General features: G+C 42.2%; 19 protein-coding genes. 16 read left to right on the top strand and 3 right to left on the bottom strand.

Annotated elements, in window-relative coordinates:
* The first annotated feature begins 141 nt into the window (after positions 1–141).
* The 6 genes from IGJ44_RS13285 to IGJ44_RS13260 are packed head-to-tail and all read left to right on the top strand — an operon-like array spanning position 142 to position 5436.
* Complete coding sequence (locus tag IGJ44_RS13285; protein WP_074535451.1) at positions 142–1461, top strand: alpha-L-fucosidase; 1320 nt, start codon at positions 142–144, stop codon at positions 1459–1461.
* On the top strand, positions 1458–2417 hold the full coding sequence (locus IGJ44_RS13280; RefSeq protein ID WP_074535452.1) for a PTS sugar transporter subunit IIB: 960 nt from the start codon (positions 1458–1460) through the stop codon (positions 2415–2417). The genes IGJ44_RS13285 and IGJ44_RS13280 overlap by 4 nt, the downstream gene beginning before the upstream one ends.
* Entirely contained in the window at positions 2414–3220 is an 807-nt protein-coding gene (locus tag IGJ44_RS13275; RefSeq protein ID WP_074535453.1) for a PTS mannose/fructose/sorbose/N-acetylgalactosamine transporter subunit IIC, read from the top strand. The genes IGJ44_RS13280 and IGJ44_RS13275 overlap by 4 nt, the downstream gene beginning before the upstream one ends.
* Positions 3204–3998 carry a PTS system mannose/fructose/sorbose family transporter subunit IID gene (locus IGJ44_RS13270; protein WP_074535454.1) on the top strand — a complete coding sequence of 265 codons (795 nt, stop codon included), beginning with the start codon at positions 3204–3206 and terminating at the stop codon, positions 3996–3998. The genes IGJ44_RS13275 and IGJ44_RS13270 overlap by 17 nt, the downstream gene beginning before the upstream one ends.
* Before the next feature lie 35 nt (positions 3999–4033).
* Complete coding sequence (locus tag IGJ44_RS13265; RefSeq protein ID WP_074535455.1) at positions 4034–4735, top strand: SIS domain-containing protein; 702 nt, start codon at positions 4034–4036, stop codon at positions 4733–4735.
* A 59-nt stretch (positions 4736–4794) separates the two neighbouring features.
* Entirely contained in the window at positions 4795–5436 is a 642-nt protein-coding gene (locus tag IGJ44_RS13260; protein ID WP_074535456.1) for a copper homeostasis protein CutC, read from the top strand.
* 514 nt (positions 5437–5950) lie between these two features.
* Here the strand turns inward: IGJ44_RS13260 and IGJ44_RS13255 are convergent.
* Entirely contained in the window at positions 5951–6613 is a 663-nt protein-coding gene (locus IGJ44_RS13255) for a GntR family transcriptional regulator (protein ID WP_074535457.1), read from the bottom strand.
* 180 nt (positions 6614–6793) lie between these two features.
* Between IGJ44_RS13255 and IGJ44_RS13250 the strand changes: the two genes are divergently transcribed.
* Together IGJ44_RS13250 and uidA are read left to right on the top strand one after the other, a co-directional pair.
* Positions 6794–8080 carry a PTS sugar transporter subunit IIC gene (locus tag IGJ44_RS13250; RefSeq protein ID WP_074535458.1) on the top strand — a complete coding sequence of 429 codons (1287 nt, stop codon included), beginning with the start codon at positions 6794–6796 and terminating at the stop codon, positions 8078–8080.
* A gap of 5 nt (positions 8081–8085) precedes the next feature.
* Positions 8086–9846: a beta-glucuronidase gene (uidA, locus tag IGJ44_RS13245; RefSeq protein WP_074535459.1), complete on the top strand. Its 1761-nt coding sequence runs from the start codon at positions 8086–8088 to the stop codon at positions 9844–9846.
* Between the two features lie 283 nt (positions 9847–10129).
* Here uidA and IGJ44_RS13240 read toward each other — a convergent pair whose 3' ends face one another.
* The gene (locus tag IGJ44_RS13240; RefSeq protein ID WP_034859003.1) at positions 10130–10921 is read right to left on the bottom strand and encodes an L-threonylcarbamoyladenylate synthase; all 792 of its coding nucleotides are present in this window, start codon (positions 10919–10921) and stop codon (positions 10130–10132) included.
* Between the two features lie 322 nt (positions 10922–11243).
* On the opposite strand from IGJ44_RS13240, the gene IGJ44_RS13235 reads away from it, so the two are divergent.
* From IGJ44_RS13235 to IGJ44_RS13205, 7 genes are all read left to right on the top strand, one after another.
* Positions 11244–12164, top strand: coding sequence for a cation transporter (locus tag IGJ44_RS13235; protein ID WP_015510258.1), 921 nt, complete (start codon positions 11244–11246; stop codon positions 12162–12164).
* A 58-nt stretch (positions 12165–12222) separates the two neighbouring features.
* Complete coding sequence (locus tag IGJ44_RS13230) at positions 12223–13059, top strand: YitT family protein (RefSeq protein ID WP_015510257.1); 837 nt, start codon at positions 12223–12225, stop codon at positions 13057–13059.
* 270 nt (positions 13060–13329) lie between these two features.
* Positions 13330–14928, top strand: coding sequence for a mannitol dehydrogenase family protein (locus IGJ44_RS13225; protein ID WP_060791414.1), 1599 nt, complete (start codon positions 13330–13332; stop codon positions 14926–14928).
* 3 nt (positions 14929–14931) lie between these two features.
* Positions 14932–16008, top strand: a complete 1077-nt coding sequence (gene uxuA / locus IGJ44_RS13220) for a mannonate dehydratase (RefSeq protein ID WP_010749907.1) — start codon at positions 14932–14934, stop codon at positions 16006–16008.
* Between the two features lie 16 nt (positions 16009–16024).
* A complete protein-coding gene (gene uxaC / locus IGJ44_RS13215) occupies positions 16025–17413 on the top strand; it encodes a glucuronate isomerase (RefSeq protein WP_167826913.1) in 1389 nt (462 codons plus the stop codon).
* Positions 17414–17551: 138 nt separating this feature from the next.
* Positions 17552–17878 (top strand): MGMT family protein, encoded by a 327-nt coding sequence (locus tag IGJ44_RS13210; protein ID WP_074933265.1) that lies wholly within the window; start codon positions 17552–17554, stop codon positions 17876–17878.
* The gene (locus tag IGJ44_RS13205) at positions 17875–18582 is read left to right on the top strand and encodes a GntR family transcriptional regulator (RefSeq protein WP_005234110.1); all 708 of its coding nucleotides are present in this window, start codon (positions 17875–17877) and stop codon (positions 18580–18582) included. The genes IGJ44_RS13210 and IGJ44_RS13205 overlap by 4 nt, the downstream gene beginning before the upstream one ends.
* 94 nt (positions 18583–18676) lie before the next feature.
* On the opposite strand, the gene IGJ44_RS13200 is transcribed toward IGJ44_RS13205, so the two are convergent.
* Complete coding sequence (locus IGJ44_RS13200) at positions 18677–19876, bottom strand: enolase C-terminal domain-like protein (RefSeq protein WP_005234111.1); 1200 nt, start codon at positions 19874–19876, stop codon at positions 18677–18679.
* Positions 19877–20165: 289 nt separating this feature from the next.
* Between IGJ44_RS13200 and IGJ44_RS13195 the strand changes: the two genes are divergently transcribed.
* Positions 20166–21995, top strand: a complete 1830-nt coding sequence (locus IGJ44_RS13195; protein ID WP_167826914.1) for a glucose PTS transporter subunit IIA — start codon at positions 20166–20168, stop codon at positions 21993–21995.
* The last annotated feature ends 28 nt before the right edge of the window (positions 21996–22023 follow it).

Genomic DNA, 22023 nt, shown 5'->3' with positions numbered 1-22023 from the left:
AGTTTAGCGGATAAAACTGCTTTTTTTTAGTATTGAACAAATTTATGAACAAACATCAAGAATTTCTCCATATATAGCCAAAACAAGATGTAACCGATATCATTTAGGTGGTCGATCAATTTGAATTTTCGGGAGGATAACATGGCAGAAATTACAAATAGAAAAAAATGGTTCTCAGAAAGCAGATATGGTTTGTTTATCCATTTCGGATTGTACTCCGTAGCGGCTAGACATGAATGGGTTCAGACATTAGAAGAGATCAGTGTCGATGAATACAAAAAATATTTTGATCACTTCAATCCAGATTTATTAGATCCTAACGAATGGGCAAAAAAAGCAAAAGAGGCAGGATTCAAATATGTCATAATCACCGCAAAGCATCATGATGGTTTTTGTTTATGGGATACTAAGGAGACAGATTATCAAATTTGCAATACAAACTATCGAAAGGATCTCTTAAATGAACTAATCGAAGCCTTCCGAAATGTTGGAATGAAGATCGGTCTGTATTATTCTCTTCTGGATTGGCATCACCACGGATTTGAAGTAGACGGCTACCATCCTATGAGAAATAAGCACGAATATATTGAACGTCATCCTGGCGATATGCATACTTATCGCAAATTTATGTCAAATCAAGTCAAAGAACTGCTTAGTAATTATGGAAAGATTGATTATATATGGTTTGATTTTTCATATAAAAGTAGAGATTGGGGAACTTCATTAGGAAAAGGAGCAGAAGACTGGGGAAGTAAGGTTCTGGAAACACAAATTTTACAGTTGCAACCCGATATTTTAATCAACGATCGTTTAGGATTAGGTAGAGGTGTACAAACACCGGAACAGTTTTCGAGAAACAAAGGATTAGAAGACGAAAATGCACTGTGGGAGACTGTTCAAACTTTAAATAATAGTTGGGGATATGATCGTGACAATCTTCAATTTAAATCAAGTGAGCTAGTTCTCAAACAGCTTATCGATACCGTATCGAAAGGCGGAAACTTTACTATGAACATCGGTCCGAATGCCAGAGGGTTGTGGGATGACCGAAGCGCATCTATCCTTTCAGAAGTAGGGCAGTGGCTTGTCAGAAATGGTGAATCGATCTATGGTTCAACTTCGTGCAGCTATCGCCCACCAATCGATTGCCGCTATACTCAAAAAGGGGATAAATTGTATCTTCATATTTTTAGTTGGCCGTATCGAACAATTCTATTGCCTGATTTAGGTGGGAAAGTTTCTTTTGCACGATTGCTTCATGATGGATCTGAAATACGTTTTTCAGATACAAAAAACTTAGGAGGAGAACGGGAAGCGACGACTGATCTTTATAAAGAAATCACAGAAGTTCATATTAAGGAAGCTTTAGATCCGACTATGCTGATGCTCAATGTTCCAATCATCAAACCAAATGAATTCGTTTCAGTTATTGAATTAACATTAAAGGAGGCGCTTGAATGAGTTGCGGGATTGTTTTGATAAGTCATGATGTATTCGCTGAGGGGATAAAGAAGACGGCGGAAATGATAATGGGTATTCAGGAAAATGTTGAATCTTGTGTTTTTTATTCGGAGGCCAGTCCGTTAGATTTCAAGAAGGAATTACAAGAGGTGGTAAATTGTTTTGCCGAAGAAGATGAAATTTTGATTCTTGCAGATATTTGGGGCGGAACACCTTTTAACTGTGCTATCCAGTTAAAAGAGACTTCTTCAAGAAACATTGAGATCGTTGCAGGAATGAATGTACCAATGCTGCTTCAAGCGTTTAGTTTGCGTATGAATGACAAAGTCTCCTTAGCGCAAATTGTAAGTGATTTGCTGAAAGAAGGAAAAGAAGCCATTCGGTCCACGAGAATGATGGACAAAGAAAAAGTTTCTAATCTTACGCCCATACTTGAAAATGGTGACAATAACAAAACAACTCATCTCGGAATTGCACATGTAAGGCTGGACGAGCGATTGATTCATGGACAAGTAGCAACACTCTGGATAGGGAGTCTTGGTGTAAACCGAGTGATGATTATTGATGATGAGATCGTGGATGATGAAATAGCCAAAGCATCGTTAAAAACAGCTATTCCAGGAGGTATAAAGCTGAGCATTCTGAAAGTTGAAACCGCTGCTAGGCGTCTTAAAGAAGGTCTATACGAAGGACAAAAGGTGATGATAATTACGAAGACGATTCAAAGTATATTTAAGCTGATCGCTTTAGGTACACCAATCAATTATGTCAATCTTGGGAATGCGAGTGCAAAAGAGGGAACTATCCAAGTGAAAAAATCACTGTTTTTAAAAGAAGAGGCGATCAAAAAAATATTAGAATTGGAAAAGCGAGGGATCATTTTTACTGCTCAAATGGTACCAATGGAAGAAGAAAAAGCTTTTTCACAATTATATAGAAAGCAGGGGACGAGATGAACATTGAGATTTGGCAAATCATCGTTTTATCATTATTAGGATTCTATGCAATCGTTGAGAATTTAGGAATAAACATCTTTGCAAATCAAGCGTTGATCATGGGGACCATCACAGGACTTGTCATGGGAGACCTTGAGATGGGTTTAGCTGTTGGAGCAACACTACAACTTATGGGTTTGGGGATTCAAGCATATGGTGGTGCAAGTGTACCTGACTACATGACTGCAGCAATTGTCGGGACTGTCTTCGCAGTGACAAGCGGGCGAGGAGTAGAATTTGGTATTGGTTTAGCAGTACCAGTTGCTTTATTAATGATTCAACTAGATATTCTCGCACGATTCTGTAATGTGTTTTTCCAAAAGAGAATTGATAAAGCAGTTGATGAAATGAAACCAGCAAAAATAAAACGATATCATCTATTAGGTACCTTTAGTTGGGGATTATCCAGAGGTGTTCCAATTTTTCTCGTATTTAGTTTTGGAGAAACGATTGTTGAATTTGTTTCAAATGTTATTCCAGAGTGGTTGACAGGTGGATTGTCTGTTGCCGGTGGAATGCTACCGGCAGTAGGTATAGCCATTTTGCTGAGATATTTACCTGTAAAGAACTTTCTGACTTACCTGATCATTGGTTTTATAGCAGTCGCCTATTTGCAGATGCCGATGTTCGGTGTTGCTTTATTAGGATTTGCATTGGCGCTCTATCAGTTTAAAAAAATGACAACTTCTGTTGGTAATGGTAATTTTTCGGCCGTGATGAATGATTCTAAAGGAGGTCTAGCAGAAAATGAATACGAAGATTAGTCAAAAAGATTTAAATAAAGTTAGTATCGATTGGCTATACGGCAGTCAGCTGTCATGGAATTATGAACGTATGATGGGCGGCGGATACTTATATGCGATGCTTCCAGTCATTGAGAAGCTCTACAGTGAAGACAGCGAAAAACGAAAGGCAATGATGAAAGTTCACAGTCAATTTTTTAACACAACTCCTCATATGGGCGGATTTATTCTCGGTATGGACATTGCGGCGGAAGAGGCAGAGGGTTATAAAGCTAAAGATACAGTTGCAAGCTTAAAAACGGGTCTAATGGGTTCATTTGCTGGTGTCGGGGATACAATTTTTGGCGTGTTATTTCCAACGGTCTTTGGTTCTGTTGCATCTTACTTGGCTTTACAAGGAAATGCGATAGGTGTAGTGATTTGGCTATTAGTCAACATTGCGATTTTGGTTTTCCGATTTTTCACTGTTCGTATTGGCTATCATCAAGGTGTAAAGCTTGTAACCAGTATGTCTGGACATCTCAATGCTTTGACTAATGCTGCTACTCTGTTGGGGGTTACAGTCATTGGTGCAATGATTCCATCAGTTGTAAGGGCCCCGATTGTGTTGACTTTTGAGACTGGGGAAGTCTCGTTAAATATTCAAGAGACATTGGATCAAATTATGCCAATGCTTATTCCAGCATTATTAGTTGGAATCATTTATTGGCTATTAGGGAAAAAACATGTAAATTCGACCCGAGCAATTTTAGGGATCATCGTACTATCAATTCTATTACGTGTATTAGGTGTGATGTAGACAACTGAAGCAGTATAAAAAGGAGTGAATTCAAGATGTTAACTTTTTTTGAAGAATGCAAACGATTAACGAAATTGCTGGAAGAAAATGAGTCGGGAAACATTACTAAAGCGGCAAAAATCACAGCTTCTGCAATTATGAATGGCGGAATCATTCAGTCATTCGGCAGCGGTCATTCCTATGCTGCGGCTATTGAAATCAGTGGAAGAGCCGGAGGCTTGATTCCAACAAAAGTCATAATGGATCCTGCTGGCGGAATGTATGAACAGTGCGAAGGTGTTGGCAAGACATTGATGCATAAAGTGCAGATTAATGAATGTGATGTTTTTTTCTTAATATCGAATTCTGGTCGAAATCCTATGGCAATTGAGATGGCGAAAGAAATCAAAGAACATGGGAATAAATTGATCGTAGTAACTTCTTTAGATGTCTCAAAACGTGCGGAATCGAGACACAGCAGCGGAAAAAAACTTTACGAGTTTGCAGATGTCATTTTGGATAATCATTCTGCTTTTGGCGACGCTTCTTTGGATATTGACGGCCTTGATACAAGGGTCTGTGGGACGTCATCGTTTGCTGCAGTGCTTTTATTACAGCAAACAATGTATGAAGCCATTCAACTCATGGTTGAAGAAGGCTATGAGCCGCCGGTCTATCTAAGTGCGAATATTGATGGCGGTCATGAACGAAATCTGCAGATTGAAAAACACTATGCAGAACGGATTTTTCATATTTAAACGCTGGCAGAAGTCATATTTTGGAAACGGCTTTCGGATGCCTAGAGAGGAGCAAACGATTGACTAGTGTTATCAAAGAATTTTGTGCAGAAAATTTCGAAACAATTGCGGCAGCCATTGATTCTGGAGCCAATCGAATTGAATTGTGTGATAACTTAGCGGTTGGGGGGACGACCCCTTCCTATGGAGTGATCAAACACGCCCTTGCGATTGCTCATTCTAAAGAAGTTCCAGTAATGACAATGATAAGACCGCGAGGAGGAGATTTTTCCTTTTCTGAAGAGGAGTCTGCAGCGATGATGGCGGATATTACGATCTGTCGACAGCTTGGTTCCGATGGTGTGGTTTTTGGTTGTTTAAAAAATGGATGGATCGATGAGGAAGTAATGGAACGATTGATAAAAGCATCAGGGGAGATGCAAATTACCTTTCATATGGCTTTTGATGAGTTGACAGTTGAGAAACAGCTAAAGGCGATTGATTGGCTAAGTCATAGAAATGTTCATCGGATTTTAACTCATGGCGGTCCTGCACACAAAAGTATTGTAGAAAATTTTGCTCATTTGAGAAAGCTTATAGAATATGCAGCTGATCGACTGATTATTTTACCAGGAGCAGGGATAACTTATAGGAACGCAGCATCTGTTCTAGATGCATTGTCGATCAATGAAGTACACGGAACAAAAATAGTGCCGTTATAGAACATCCAAAAAGTGATAAACTGATCTAAAGCCGATCTGCTCGTGGTCAGATCGGTTTTTTGCTATACATAAAAGATGTCACCAACAGCACAATCGGTTCATGTTTGTGGCGATGAAGGATCTATTTATATAAGTTAAAAGTTATGTTGGGTATTTTTCGATTCGTGGTTAACACTCTATAAAATAATGAACTGGTTAATAGAAGCAATGAGGAAGATAAGAAAACTGCGGCAGTACCAAGCAGTCTGTAAATCGAATCAAGGGATAGGAAAGAAGCATTTGAAGCGATCACTCATGATAGATGGCGAAAAAAATGAATCACGAAGTTCGGAGAACCAGCAGGAGCGATCATTCGTTGTCAAGTGATAATTAGGGGGGAACGGATGAATATACTTAATCAGTCATGTTAATGTCTGAAGCATAAAAGACCAGTCCGAAAACTATCGGACTGGTCTTTTATGCTGGTTCGCAATCAAACAAGCAACCCTTTGTCTGCAGCTTCCAACGTATAGAATTAATCAAAGTACTCATGAAACTCACCATAAACAGCTTCATAATTTTCATCAACGAGGTCTAAATGACGAGAAACTAAATTTGCGATAAGGTCTGCATCTTTGGCTTTCAGCGCTTCATAAATATCCCAATGCTGCTGCAGGATATTCATCCAGTCAAAGTCTTTTACTTTTAAGGTCAAATGGCGGTAGCGATTCAAATGAACATTTAAATCCAGCAACCAAGTATAAACATGTGTTTTATCGGTCACCAGGTAAAAAAATTGGTGAAACTCTTCGTCCAATTCAAAGAATTTTTCCGAGTTGCCGTTTTTTAAGTAAATCTCTTGCATCTCGACGATTTGCCGAAGGGATTCAATTTGTGCATCATCAATAATCCCAACCGCTTCAACCACAATAGCAGATTCTAATTTTTCTCGTACAAATTTTGCTTCCCGAACTTGCTGCATATTGATTTTGGAGATAAACGTTCCGCTTTGAGGTCTTATGACTAACAACCCTTCTCTTTTCAGTTGAAGAATGGCCTCTCTAACGGGAGTATCACCGATATCCAGCATAGACACAAATTGTTTTCTTGAGATTTTTTCCCCAGGCAATAATTCCAATCGAATAATCTTTTCTTTAATGATGTGATAAGCTTCATCTTTATAGCTTGCTATAGTCATTTGGCGTCTCCTATTTTTATTAATATATTAGTTTGTCTTTTCAGTATAACTAATAAAGATAAAAAAAACTATTGCAACCTTTGAAAGCGCATGCTAATATTCTAATATATTAGTTAACAAGTGCACATTTTAATTAATAGCAAAGGAAGAAGTTTATATTAAAGAGAGAAGGAGAAACAGATGGAAAAAATAATGGCTACTTTTGATGGGGTCTTGGCAGGGGTCACGAAATTCAGTAATAATAAGTATATAAAATCGATTTCTGATGCAATGATGGCACTGATCGGTATTATGATTTTTGGTTCATTTGCAGTTATTTTTCGTGCATTCCCAATACCAAGTGTTGCGGAATTTTTCGTCACTATCGGACTTGATGTGTTTTTTGGCGCAATCAACAATTTGACGATTGGTGCAATTTCAATTTATCTTGTCTTTTTGATAGCAAAAAATTTGACGGCCAAATTTAACTTGGGAGAAGATGGTACAACTGTCGGGTTGATTGCAATCATGAGCTTCTTGATCTTTACACCATTAGGTAATTATACCGTCGACGAGGCCAATATCACTGCGATTCCACTTACTTGGATTGGAACGAGCGGTATGTTTTCTGCAATAATAATTGGGCTTTTAGTTGGTCGAGGCTATGTATTTATTAAGGAACGGAAGTGGACAATCAAAATGCCTGCGAGTGTCCCACCCATGGTATCGCGTTCATTCGAAGCACTGATCCCAACTATTTTATTGGGTACACTTTCCGGTTTTGTCGCGTACTTGTTTAGTCTTACTTCCTTTGGCAATCTGCATCAGCTGATTTTTACGATCGTTCAAACGCCGTTGCAAGGAGTCGGAAGTTCTATCTGGGCGGTCATGCTGATTATTGCTTTTCAACAATTTTTGTGGTTCTTGGGTATTCATGGAACGAATGTTATTGGACCAATCGTCACACCGATCTGGATGGCTTTGAATGTTGAGAATCTGACTGCCTATGAAGCAGGGCAGCCATTACCGAATATTGTTACTCATGCATTTATCAATATCGTTTGCTGGGGAGGATCGGCATTGGGACTGGTCTTGCTGATGCTGTTTGTAAGCAAAAGCCAACGCTATAAAGAGATGGGAAAAATTTCGATCATCCCAGCATTATTTGGTATCACTGAACCGGTAATTTTTGGAACTCCATTAGTTCTAAACTTTAAAATGGCTGTACCTTTTATTTTCAATAATTCGATTTGTTTAGGAATCGCGTACTTCTTAACCAATATCGGATTCATCGAACGAACGATTGGTGCACAAGCGATCTTTGGATTGCCAGTAGGATTTCATGCTAGTATTGGCGGTAGTGTATCGATCATTATTCTGCAGCTTCTTTTGCAGTTGATTTTGTCGCCGATCCTTTGGTATCCATGGTTCAAATTGATCGATAAAGATGCATACTTAGAGGAACAAAAACATGCAGAAAGCAGGTAAATAAAATGTTGTATCCCGTGATGAATGAAACACGTTCGCTGATCGATTTAAGCGGCATCTGGCGTGTTCAAGTTGAAAAACAGAATGAAGCAATTGATCCAGCGAAACCTTTGAAAGATCCTTTCTTGATCGCGGTACCAGGGTCTATTGATGACCAAGTAATTGATGAAACAATTAGGAAACATGTTGGAAACTTCTGGTATGAAACAGAAATGATGATCCCAATTTCTCTAATGGATGAAAGAAAAGTGTTGCGCTTTGCCTCCGTGACTCATGAAGCAGTTGTTTATATCAATGGAATAAAAGCAGCTCACCATATTGGCGGATTTACTCCCTTTGAAATAGACATTGATTCTTTGGTTCATGCTGGGAAAAACGATTTAAAAGTGTGTGTTTCAAATATCTTGGATGAAAGTACACTGCCATGTGGATTTTATCAAGAAAAAAATGACCGACCATCGGTAACACCTCGTTTTGATTTTTACAATTATTGTGGTATCCATCGTCCTGTGAAACTATACACAACGAAAAAAACATATATTGATGATATCGTGATCCATTATGAGTATCACGGTGGGGTAACAACGGTTCGGCCAGAAGTGTCGATTACTGGGAACTATGATACCATCAAGCTGAAAATTTGGGATGAAGACAATCAGTTGATCGCCCAAAGCAGTGATGTTGAACAACCGTTAGTAATCTCTGAAACTCGACTCTGGCAACCACTGGATGCTTATCTTTATCGATTGGAGGTATCGCTCTTTGATAAAGAACTTTTGATCGATACCTATACTGAAGAATTCGGTGTTCGAACGATTCAAATAAAACAGAATAAAGTCTATATCAATGATAAAGAGTTTTATTTTAAAGGTTTTGGCAAACACGAAGATTTCCCTGTATTAGGTAAGGGGTACAACGGCGCCGTTGCGAATCTGGATAAAAACCTTATGAAATGGCTGGGTGCGAATTCTTTTCGAACATCGCACTATCCTTATTCAGAAGAAGAAATGCGGCTTGCTGATCGTGAAGGAATCGTTGTTATTGACGAGGTTCCCGGTGTGGGACTGTTTACTAATTTTCACGTAGATGTCAATTTGAACAATAACAAGAAAAATACTTGGGAGACGCTGAGAACACATGAGAACCATCACAAGGTGATTCAAGAGTTGATTGAACGTGATAAGAACCATGCATGTGTGGTTGTATGGGCGATCGCGAATGAACCAGCGAGTCATCAAGAAGGTGCCGGAGCATATTTTAAACCGTTGGTTGAATTGGCTAAAGCATTAGACCATCAAAAACGGCCTATTGTGATACCAAACATCGTCAATGCATCGCCAGATTTAGATCAAGCAGCAGAACTCGTTGATATTCTTTGTTTGAATCGCTATTATGGCTGGTATATAGAGCACGGGGATCTTGACTCTGCAATGATAGGGCTTCGACAAGAAATTGAAAAGTGGCACGAAAAGTACCCTGATAAACCGATCATGTTTTCTGAATTCGGAGCGGACACGATTTCAGGCTTGCATTCACTCTATCGGACACCTTATTCAGAAGAATTCCAAATTGATTTTTACAAAGCCAATTTTGAAGTGCTGGATGCTTTAGATTACGTTGTTGGGGAACACTTATGGAATTTTGCTGATTTTGCAACAGCTGCGAATATTCGTCGGATCGATGGCAATAAGAAGGGGATATTTACTCGCGACCGCAGACCAAAATCGATTGCCTTTGAAATCAAAAAACGCTGGGAAGCACGATAAGAAAACATACCTTTACCCAACGGATGGCTCAAACAGCAATCTATACAGTAGATAGACTAAATGATGTCCGATTTCTTAAACGTATGATTGCTGGAGGCTCGAAAAATCAAGCGAAAGAATCAATGAAATTGCTGAAAAAAAAGAGAGTGAAGACCCGCAAGGCGGTCTTCACTCTCTTTCGTTTGTTTCGATGGCAGTTTCCAACTGCTGTTGAATCTGACGAAATATAGCTGTACTGATTTAGAATAGAGGATCAACAAGCGTTTGTCTATTACAAAAAGACTTAATAGTACTCCCCGTGGCGATAGTCCCATGAGTTGAAGTGATCAGAAAGGTACATTTGGATTTTTTCAACATCGAGTCCTTTACGGATCAAAACAGGTGCGGGAGTGATGGAGCGTTGGTCTCCTTGCTCAGGAATCAAGTTGCCGTCTTTATCAACGAAAGAAACCATGACTCCTTGCTCATAGCGGGTTTCCAGCGTTTTGTCTGGTTGGATCGATGCAACATAGTCGTTGCCTTCAATGATTAGATCGGCTTCTTGCGCGATTTGTTCGCCGATCCCTTCAACAAGTCCGCGGTTTCCTTTGCCTGAAGGGTTCGCTGAGCTGGCGAAAAGCAATTTCTTTTTCTGATCCCAAAGTTCTTTTGAGATCTGCTCACCAGGGACACCGAATTTGATCACGAAACAGCTGGTTCCCCGTACGTCCGTCATCAATTCTTCTGAGCCATCGTTTGGGATATAGGCTTTTCCTGATTCTTTCCAAGGCAAAATCGCGCCGAATAACACGTCATTGTTCCAACACGTTTCATAAACAGCGGCGGTTTCCGCATTTAATTCAGCTAATTCGTGTAGCTGTTCCAATGAGCTGCAAAGAACGACGCCTGGTTTGTTACGCTTGCGATTCTTCGCTGAAAACTTGCGTTCCAGCCCTTTTTTATCAGAGACGGCAATGATATAGCCGACTTTGGTTGGGCAAACGATCACTTTGCCTTCTTCATTCAAATAGTTGATCGCACGTTGATTTGGTTCTCCTGTCCATGGGACTTGTTTTGTTTCTTTCACTCTCTTCATCCTCCCTGTCTTCCAATGAATCGCCGTCATGAAAAATATAACGGAATATTCTGAAAATTCTGATTGAATATGGTTACCCTTGATGATAAGGGAATCAATCTGTGTAGTCAAGGGGATTTACACCAGAATGTAAAAAGAGAGGAAGAGGAAAACCGTATATACGTCATTAGAGAATAGAGTGAATGATTGACAGCAACACTATTTTTTTCCGCTTTGTATGAAAAAATTGACTGTTTTTCATGTTATTTATATGGGAAGATAGGCTTATAGATAGAAGAACGCAATTAAAAGAATAGTTTTTTTGTGAAAGATGAGGAATATCATGAGTGAAAAGAAAAAAATACGCAAGCTTTTGTTGGCATCGATTGTCGCTGGGAGTATCTATGGTGGCGGTGCCTTGCTTTTTGGGTTGCTGGTCAGTTATAACGTCCTCTTGTTAGATGGGGTCTATACATTGATTGGTGCAGTGATGTCACTGATTGCTTTGTACGTGGCAAAATATATCCAAGCCCAAGATTTTGAACGTTTCCCATTCGGTAAAGAGGCATTGATGCCATTAGTGGTATTTATTCAATATAGTATCATCCTGCTGATCTCAATTTATGGGATCATTGAGTCTGCTTTTAGTTTATTACACGTCAGTGATGGCATGATTGATCCAATCGGTTTGTATTTCTCGCTGGTTGGTACGATCTACTGTTTCTCTTTTTACTTGTACTTAAAAAAGAAACCACTGACCCATCCCTTTTATTGGGTGGAACTAGAACAATGGCGTTTCGGCTTTTTCTTTAGTCTGGGTGTCGTCGGTTCATTTCTTGTGTCCTGGCTGATCCAAGCCAGTCCCTATGGGAATTTTGCGATGTATGTCGACCCAATCATCTCCATCGGGATCACCTTGTTCTTTATCCAGCTTTCGATAAAAGAGTTGAAAGCAGCGATTTTAGAATTGACTTCCTCTACCCCAAAAGAAGAACTGCGGGAGACCATCATGACGATCGTTGAAAAAGAATTGCGCGCAGAAGAAGTGGTGGACTTTGTGTTACGTACCGCCAAAGTCGGTAATCAAGTCATTGTGGAATTAGATGTAGTGATTTTACCTGCAACTCCTCTCGATACAGTAGGTCAGCAAGATCCCTTGCGAGAACGATTGAATCAGGCAATCAGCCAACAGATTTCCGGTTATTCCCTCTGGCTAAACATAAATTTTGTCGGTGACATCAAATGGGCGTATAGTGAGGAGTAAGAATGGCTGCAAAGCAGCTTGAATAAACCGTGAAAATGACAGAGAAAAGAGGAAACAAATGACAATTCTGAAAACCTATGGAAAAATCACCGCAGCACTTTTCTTGTTAGCGGCAAGCATCAATTTATTTTTAGGACCGCATCATGTGGCAGCTGGCGGTGTCAGCGGAATCGGTATTTTATTAGAGTCAGCACTCGGTTGGGATCGAGCGGCTGTGATCATGGTCTTGAATATTCTCATGCTTATTCTTGCCTATGCCTTTTTAGGGAAGGGGCCTTTTATGAAAGTCCTCTATGGTAGTTTTGCTTTTCCAGTAGCAATTGCTTTAGTTCCGGAATATATGGTGGCTGAAGACCGGTTGCTTTCCGTGATTTTTGGCAGTGCGATTTTTGCTTTAGGAGTAGCGATTTTGTACAAAAATCAGTCTTCCAGCGGCGGCACAACGATTCCACCGCTGATTTTCAAGAAATACTTTAATTTGAATCCAGCGATCGGCTTGCTGGCGACCGATGCGATCGTTGTTTCCATGAACTTGTTCGTTTTCGGGTTTGAAGAGTTCTTGTTTGCGATCTTATCGATCGTGATCACCTCTGGTGTGATGACCTACATTGAAACCGGCTTTAACCGAAAGAAATCTATCATGATCTTAAGTGAAAACCACGTGAATGAGATTCGAGAAGCGGTCTTTGATAAAACAGCTCGGGGTGCGACCCTGTTGGCTGCCCAAGGCGGTTACCAGCAAGCCGACAAGCAAGTGCTGCTGATCGTGGCCAGCGACCAAGAGTTTATGCAGATCAGACAAATCATTGAGACCATTGACCCCAAAGCGTTTGTGATCGTCAATAATGTCTCAGAAGTACTGGGGCAAGGTTTTAGTTATCATCCCATTGAGTGATGCGAAACACAGTCAAATTCTGCTATGCCTAATAAAAAACACAGCGAAGTGAACGCCACTTCACTGTGTTTTTTTGTCTTGTTCATTTAACGCAGTAAGGTCAAACCAGAAATGGAACAGTCTAGAGAAAATACTAGCCTTTGCTCGCAGGGAAGAATCATTCTTGCGAACAAAAAAATTGCAGGTTTCTCTCTTGAAAATGCTTGCATTTTTCTTTTGCGTAGATTAGAATACTAATATATCAGTTTGTGTAATTTAAGGAGGATATTCATGTTTGATCACAATGTCTTGAAAAAGGCGCACGTCATTTTTCCTGCTGAAAAAAAAGCAGCGATTGATGCTCAAACAGCAATACAGCCGAGATGGCTTCATTTTGGCGGAGGAAATTTATACCGAGCGTTTCATGCAGAAATCGCTCAATCCTTGATTGATCAGAACGAATTATCGAGCGGCATCGTTGTCTGCGAAACATTTGATGAACAGATAATCGATCAAGTATATACACCTTATGAGAATGATATTCTAGAAGTGATCATGCATGAGGATGGTCAATTAACGAAAAAACTTTTGCAATCGACAGCTGCCAGTTATTATTGTCATCCATCTTGCACCGATAGTTATCAAAAGGTACGTCAGTTGTTTAGCGATCCTTCTGTGCAGCTGGTCACCGTAACAATCACAGAAAAAGGCTATGGCTTAAAAGACAGTCAGGGGAATTTTTTGCCTGTCGTCCAAGCGGATCTCGCTGCGGGTCCTCATCAGGTCAACCATACAATGAGCATTTTGGCTAGCTTTTTATGGGATCGTTTTCAATCAGGGGCTCTTCCGATTGCTATGGTCTCCACCGATAATTTTTCGCAAAATGGGCTCCGTTTCCAAACGGCGATGGTCACCATCGCAAAAGAGTGGCAAAAGCTGGGGCATGTTTCAGAAGCGTTTGTCCGATACTTAGAAAACAACGCGCAAGTGACGTTTCCGTGGTCAATGATCGATCGGATTACGCCAAATCCTTCAACAGCAGTTGCAGAAGAATTAGCAGCAGCTGGCATTCAGCAGTTGCCAGTCATCCGGACCGATAAAGGAACGACGATCGCTCCGTTTGCTAACACAGAGGCGACTCATTACTTGGTGATTGAAGATGATTTCCCGAACGGTCGCCCGAATTTAGACAAAGCAGGGGTGATCTTGACGAGTCGAGAGATCGTAGACAAAACCGATAGTATGAAAGTCACAACTTGTTTGAATCCACTGCATACGGCAATGAGTTTGTTCGGCTGTTTACTCGGCTATACATCCATTGCTGCGGAAATGACCGATCCAGATATTGTCGCTTTGATCAAAGGAATCGGCTATCGTGAAGGCTTGCCGGTAGTGGAAGATCCTGAGATCATTCAGCCAAAGAAATTTATCGATGAGGTGGTCGGTCTTCGTTTACCGAATCCGCTGATTCCTGACACCCCACAGCGCATCGCCGCAGACACCTCACAGAAAATCGCCATCCGTTTTGGTGAAACCATCAAAAAGTATGTGGAGAAAGAAGGCTCGGCTTCTGAGCTGACTTTTATTCCTTTAGCGATTGCTGGCTGGTTGCGCTATCTCTTAGCGATCGATGATGAAGGCCATCCATTTGTCCCAAGTCCTGATCCCCTCTTAGCAGAATTGCAAGAGATTTTACATGAATGTCAGTTGGGGTCAGCCGCCGATGTTCAAGAGATCATTCGACCAATCTTAGCAAATCCGCAGATTTTCGGGTTGGATCTCTATCAAGCAAGAATCGCTGAAAACGTGGGTCATTTGTTCGCTAAGATGCTAGCAGGAACCGGCGCAGTCCGTAAAACATTACATGAAACAGTAGAAGGGATCGAATAAAAAATGGAAATGACATTTCGTTGGTATGGAAAAGAATACGATAAAATCAAGTTAGCAGATATCCGTCAAATTCCTGGGATGAAAGGCATCGTCGGTACACTCTTTGATTTGCCTGCTGGAGCAGTTTGGCCCAAAGAACGGATCAAGGCGCTCGTGGAAGAAGTCGAAGCAGCTGGACTTTCTCTGAAGGTGATCGAAAGTGTCAATATTCATGATGACATCAAGATTGGCTTGCCTTCGAGAGACCTGTATATCGAAAACTACAAAGAAACGATTCGTAATTTGGCAGCATACGGGATCGAAGTGATCTGCTATAATTTTATGCCGATTTTTGATTGGATCAAAACGGATCTCGATTATCGCTTAGCCGATGGTTCTTCTACGATGGCATTTGAAAAAGCAGGGATCGACAAAGACCCAGAAGAGATCGTCAAAGAAGTTGAGGAGTCAAGCTCTGGCTATACCTTGCCAGGCTGGGAACCAGAACGTTTGGCTCATGTCAAAGAATTGTTTGCTGCGTATAAGGATGTCGATGATGACAAATTAAGAGAAAACTTTGCTTATTTCCTAAAAGCCATCATTCCCACCTGCGAAGAGGTCGGCATCAAGATGGCTGTTCATCCAGATGATCCTCCCTATTCGATTTTTGGTCTGCCGCGTATCGTTAAAAACCGTGATGATCTGGATTGGGTCTGTAACGTGGTCGACAGTCCGTCAAATGGTATCACACTTTGTACTGGCAGTATCGCCGAAGACCCAGCCAATAATGTCTATGAGATTTTGGCTGAGTTTTGTCGCCGGGATCGAATTCCTTTTGCCCATGTTCGTAACATTCAATACTTGGGCAATGACAAAGACTTTTATGAAGCACCGCATCTCTCCTCTGAAGGCTCGTTAGACATGTATCAGATCCTAGAAGCGATGTACAAAAATGGCTTTGACGGCTATATTCGACCAGATCATGGGCGAATGATCTGGGGAGAAACGGGACGTCCAGGCTATGGCTTATATGATCGGGCGATCGGCGCTTCCTACTTATTAGGGTTGTGGGAAGCCATCGACAAGAGCGTGGGGCGTTAAGAAAAGGAGCGAAGAAATGTTTTTAACTGACGATTTTATTTTGAAAAACAGCTTTGCCAAAGAGTTATACCATGGGTATGCAAAAAAGCAGCCGATCATTGATTACCATTGTCATTTAGATCCGAAAGAGATTTTCGAAGACCAAAACTTCACCAATCTGACCCAAGCGTGGCTGGCGGGGGACCATTACAAATGGCGCTTAATGCGAGCCAATGGTGTTGCAGAATCTTTGATCACTGGCGATGCTGATGACTACGAAAAATTCTGTGCTTGGGCGCAGACCTTGGAGGCTTGCATTGGCAATCCATTATATGTCTGGACCAATTTGGAATTGAAGCGAATCTTTGGTATTGATGAGCGGTTGACACTAGCCAATGCAGCAAGCATTTGGGAAAAAGCCAATCAACAGTTGCAGACGAAGGAATTTTCACCACGAGGGCTGATCAAAAAGATGGCCGTTGAGGTGATCTGTACGACGGATGATCCCATTGATTCGTTGACGTATCATCAAAAGCTGGCAGAAGAATCCTTTGCTGTGTATCCTACCTTTCGTCCTGACAAAGCAATCAATCTGCAGAATTCAGAATTTCCAGCATACCTTAAGCAATTGGCTGCAGCTGCGAACAAAGAAATCACTAGCTATCAAACGCTGGTTGAAGCATTGGCCGTACGTATTTTTTACTTCCAGCAACGGGGCTGTCGTTTAGCAGATCACAGTCTATCACGTCTTGGAGAGGAAGCCTACGATACCGCTGCACTTGAAGCGATTTTTCAGAAGCGTTTGACCACTGGGACACTGACTAATGAAGAAATCAGACAGTTTCAAACCGGCTTGCTGATTGACTTGATGCGCGAATACGCGAAGCAAGGATGGACCGCGCAATTGCATCTGATGGCGACTCGCAACAACAGTCAAAAACTTTTCCAACAACAAGGGCCTGATAGTGGCGGTGATGCGATGGGGGACGACCGTCTAGCGAGCGGCTTAAGTCGGACATTGGCGCAGCTTCAGGTGGAAAGCTTACTGCCGAAGACTATTTTGTATTCACTGAACCCCAAAGATTATCCAGTGTTGACTGCGCTGATGGGGGCGTTCCAAGAAGAAAGCAAAGGCAAGCTGCAATTAGGCTCTGCTTGGTGGTTCAATGATACGTATTCTGGCATGCGGCATCAGTTGACGACCCTAGCAGAAGGCGGAATTCTCGGAAACTTCGTCGGCATGCTGACGGATTCCCGCAGCTTTTTGTCTTATCCACGCCACGAGTATTTCCGGCGGATTTTGTGTCAGGTGATCAGTGAATGGGTGGAAGATGGTCAACTGCCAGCAGATGAAATGTATTTAGGGCAGATCGTCGCAGACATCTCTTATCACAATGCGAAAACCTACTTTGATTTTCCAAACTAATGACTACTCGATTCGTTCTTGGCTTGCTAGAGAAGGAATCGAGTTTTTGTATGGCTATTGTTAAAGTTGCGTCTGTTCATTTACTATTGGTAGGGAATCCAGTACTATGATAGAAAGATCAAAGAAGGAGCGAACAGTATGAATCCATTCTATGAAGAAGTCTATGCGCTGGCGCGGCAGATCCCTTTTGGTAAAGTCGTCTCCTATAGTCAGATTGCGTGGAAATTGGGACAAATCAACGGCGCGCGAGCAGTCGGGCGAGCGATGCGCCTGAGCCCTCAGGATGTCCCTGCCCATCGAGTCGTGCGGGCAGATGGCGTCTTAGTTGGTCCCTCCGCCAATGGGCGAAAAGCAGCACTCGTCGATGAAGGGGTGGTCTTCAAAGCCAGTGGTCGTATCGATATGAAGGCTTGCAGTTGGTCCATGAGCGAGATCGCTCCCGCTCAAATGAAGGAGCCGTTATGAAAAAACGTGAATTTATCGTGCAAGATCTGTTGAGTAAAATCTATCAGGAAGAATTTTCTGCCGGCAAATTACCCAACCAAAGAACCCTTGCGCAAACCTATGGCGTTTCTCGGTTTACGATCCAGCAAGCAATCAAAAACCTTGAAGAGATCGGGATCGTCAAAGTGGTACAAGGTTCAGGGATTTTTATCCATGAAAAATGGGTCAAAAACCCAATGATCTTTAATTCCTTGACCCGCACCCCTTATGACCGCATCCATTCCAAAATGATTTCCTTGAATAAGGCGGCAGCAACGTTGGATGAACAGCAGATTTTCCAAATAGGCCCAGACGAGGAAGTCTGGACCTTTGAACGAGTGCGGATCGTCAATTATAAAATCGAACAGCTGGAAACCTCTAAATTGCCCGTCAGCCTATTTCCTGAATTGACACAAGAAATCGTGGAGCACTCGATCCAACGCTATGTCGAAAGCTGCGGATACCGCATTTCCCACTACATCACAAGCTATACCCCCATCACCACATCGACCGCGCAATCGGGTATTTTATTGTGTAAGCGGGGGACGCCGGCAATGCAGATCAGCAATCGGGCGATTTTAGAAGACGGCCGCGTGTATGAGTTCAGCAATATCGTTGCTATTGATTATGCTGTGACCTATATCCGTCCCTTTGACCGTGAGATCCATCGCTCACGCATCGATTGATTTTGGGAAAGCAAAGGTGCCAGTTGCGTCGTCTTTACCCAGAGAGAAGAAAGACATCCCCTGTCGATTGGACAGGGGATGTCTTTTGTTGTGTTTAAGGAGTGATCAAAGTGCCGTCTGGTGTACGGCTCTGGGTCCATTCATGAGGACGGTAAACCACGGGAAATTCCGCAGCTGCTGCTTCATCGAACGTGATTCCGATCCCACTTTTCTCGATGGGATAAAAATAGCCGTTTTCAGGTTGTGGACTACCACCAAAGACCGACTGGGTATTTGCTGGGATCGCAATCGTTTCTTGGATCGCGGCATTGTGCAGATGGATATTTAGATGGGTGTTGACGGCTAAGCCGACAGGGCTGATATCAGACGGCGTGTGCCAAGCGATCCGAATGCCCATCGCATCGCAGAAGTGAGCCAATTTCAATGCTGGCGTGATCCCACCGATTTGTGAGACATGGGCACGCATAAAGTCAATCTGTTGATTTTTGACTAGCTCTTGCCATTCCATCGGATTATTGAACAATTCGCCGGTCGCGATCGGGGTCGCCGACTGGCTGCGGAGTTGCTGCAACCACTTGTTTTGATCCGGCGGCAAAATATCTTCTAGGAAAAAGAGATTGAAAGGCTCAGCGGCTTTTGCAAATTGAATCGCTTGGTTTGGATGCAGCCGTTCATGCACGTCATGCAGCATTTGAAATTGATTGCCGTATCGTTCTTGGATCGCAGCAAACATTTTCAGTGTTGTGTCCATGTAGTCTGTTTGATCAAAATAGGAACCAGCGATGGGCTGATCGGGTGTTTGCAGTTGGCTAGGATTTCCACCATAAAAGCCTAATTGGCAACGGATATAGCGATACCCCTCAGCCAAGAAGCGATCGATTTCTTGATAAAGGTCTTCGAGATTATCTGCCACGGCATGGGTATAGGCGGGAATCGCCGTACGCGCTTTTCCACCTAACAGTTGATACAATGGCATATCGGCTAGTTGTCCCTTGATGTCCCATAAAGCCATGTCGACTCCTGAGATGGCATTGTTGGTGATCGGACCATTCCGCCAGTAAGAATTGACATTCATCACTTGCCAAAGATCTTCGATTTGATTGGCATCGCGGCCAAGTAAGAGGGGGCGTAAATACTCGTCAACGACGGTTTTTACGGCTAGTGGGCGAAACTGGAAGGTTGCACAACCTAACCCAGATACGCCTTTGTTCGTTTCTACTTTAACGACAACAAGGTTATGACGATCAGGTTTGATCGCAAAGGCTTTGACGTCGGTGATGATCGTTGGTGTCATTTCATTCACTCCAATTTTTGTCTCTAGTTGCTATAGCCATTGAAACATGCTTGGCAACCGCTGTCAATTTGGTCTAATAAAAACTGGATATACACCATAAAACCAGTCCAATTTTTACCTGTTTTATAATAAAACGTTGATATATAGCGTTTTTATTCTGTTTTTAACAAAAAAGGACTGGTTTTACAAGTCTGTGTGAGCATGCTACTATGTGTGTGAAAACGGAAACACCTGAAAGGGCGCCCGTCAAAAGGATCAGGACCGTTAGCAAACAACAGGGGGAAAAAAGATGACCAAAGAAGACATCGTAAAACAGATTATTAAAGATGTTGGCGGATCAGAAAATATCAACAATGCATGGCACTGTATGACTCGCTTGCGTTTTGATTTAAAGGATGAGAAAAAAGTCAACTATGCGGCGTTAGAAAAAACACCCAAAGTCGTAGGAACAAAATATCAAAGCAATCAGCTGCAAGTAGTGATAGGAACGGATGTTGCTGATTATTATGCACCTTTAGCCAAAGAATTAGGACTTGATGAAGCGAACCAAGGGGAGTCATCAGAGAAAAAAGGCGCCGTTTCCTTATTTATGGATACCGTTTCTGGCGTTTTTGGTCCGATCGTTCCAGCTATCGCTGGCGCAGGAATGATCAAAGGATTGATGGCTGGATTGGTGGCATTGAATGTCATCTCTAATCAAACAGATACCTATTTAGTGATCGACATGATCGCGAGCGGCGTATTCACATTCTTGCCATTTTTTGTTGCTGCTTCTGCCGCTCGGATTTTTAAAACCAATCAATATTTAGCGATCGCAATCGCGGCAACGCTGCAATTTCCAACGATGACCAATGCGGTAGCCGAAGGGAGCATTTCCGCCTTTCGTTTGTTCGGCGTATTGCCAGTACCCGTCTTTAACTATGCAGGGACAGTGATTCCCATTATCTTTGCCGTGCTGGCGCTCAGTTATATTTACCGTTGGGTCGATAAACTCTTACCACAAGTGCTGCGTACCGTGTTTACACCGACGATTTCGTTGTTTGTCGCTGGTATCTTGACATTAACGGTCATTGGCCCAATCAGCATCCATCTAGGAAACTTATTGGCTGCTGGCGTGGCTGGATTATTCACTATCTCGCCTGTCTTAGCAGGAATCGTGGTAGGGGCGATTCGACCAATCGCAATCTTCACGGGACTGCATCATGCCATGACCCCGATCGCTTTGCAAAACTTTGCCAATCAAGGATATGATATGCTGATGCCAATGATGTTTATGGCAAATATGGCAATCACCGGCGCAACAGCAGCTATTTATTTCAAAGTCAAAACCAAAGAAGAAAAATCGATCATTCTATCGTCGGCTGTTTCAGGCTTGTTAGGGATCACAGAACCTGCGTTATTCGGGATTTTGTCGAAGTATAAAAAAGCCTTTATCGCAGCAACAGTTGGTAGTTCTGTAGCTTCTGCCTTCATCAGTTTCTTCGGTGTTCGTATTTATGGATACATTCTTTCAAGTATCTTTAGTTTGCCAGCCTATATCGGGGAATACTTTATCTACGCCGTTTTGGGGATCATCTTGGCGATCGGCTTATCTTTTGCCATGAGCTGGTTCTTGGTACCAAATCAAGCAGCAGAAGGCGATCGTTACACCAACGAAGTGGATCTGCATGCCGTGACCCATGGTGAATACGTCCCATTAGAAGATGTACCAGATGAAGTTTTTTCAACGAAAATGATGGGAGAAGGCTATGCCATCGAGTCACAAGATGGCCAAATCTTTGCACCAGTCAGTGGCGAAGTCACCACTGTGTTCCCTTCAAAACATGCCGTCGGGATCAAAACCCAAAACGGCGTGGAAGTTCTTGTGCATATGGGGATCGATACAGTTTCCCTTGGCGGTCAAGGCTTTGAAGTCTTTATCAAAGCTGGGGAGCAAGTCACTCCGCAAACCAAACTGGCACAAATGGATCTGCCTTTTATCAAGCAGCAAGGCAAAGAAACCATGGTGATCGTTTTGATCACCAACATGGATCGCGTGCAGCAATTTTCTGGAAGTACTGATTTAGAAGGCAGACACCAAGCCGGTGCATTACTGGAAAAAGTCGTTTTGAATGCCTAATAAAAGAAAAAAGATGAGCTTCGTTAAC

The sequence above is a fragment of the Enterococcus sp. DIV1368d genome (genome assembly GCF_050542975.1).
Classification (GTDB): domain Bacteria; phylum Bacillota; class Bacilli; order Lactobacillales; family Enterococcaceae; genus Enterococcus_D; species Enterococcus_D casseliflavus.
This window is presented reverse-complemented; position numbering and strand designations above follow the sequence as displayed.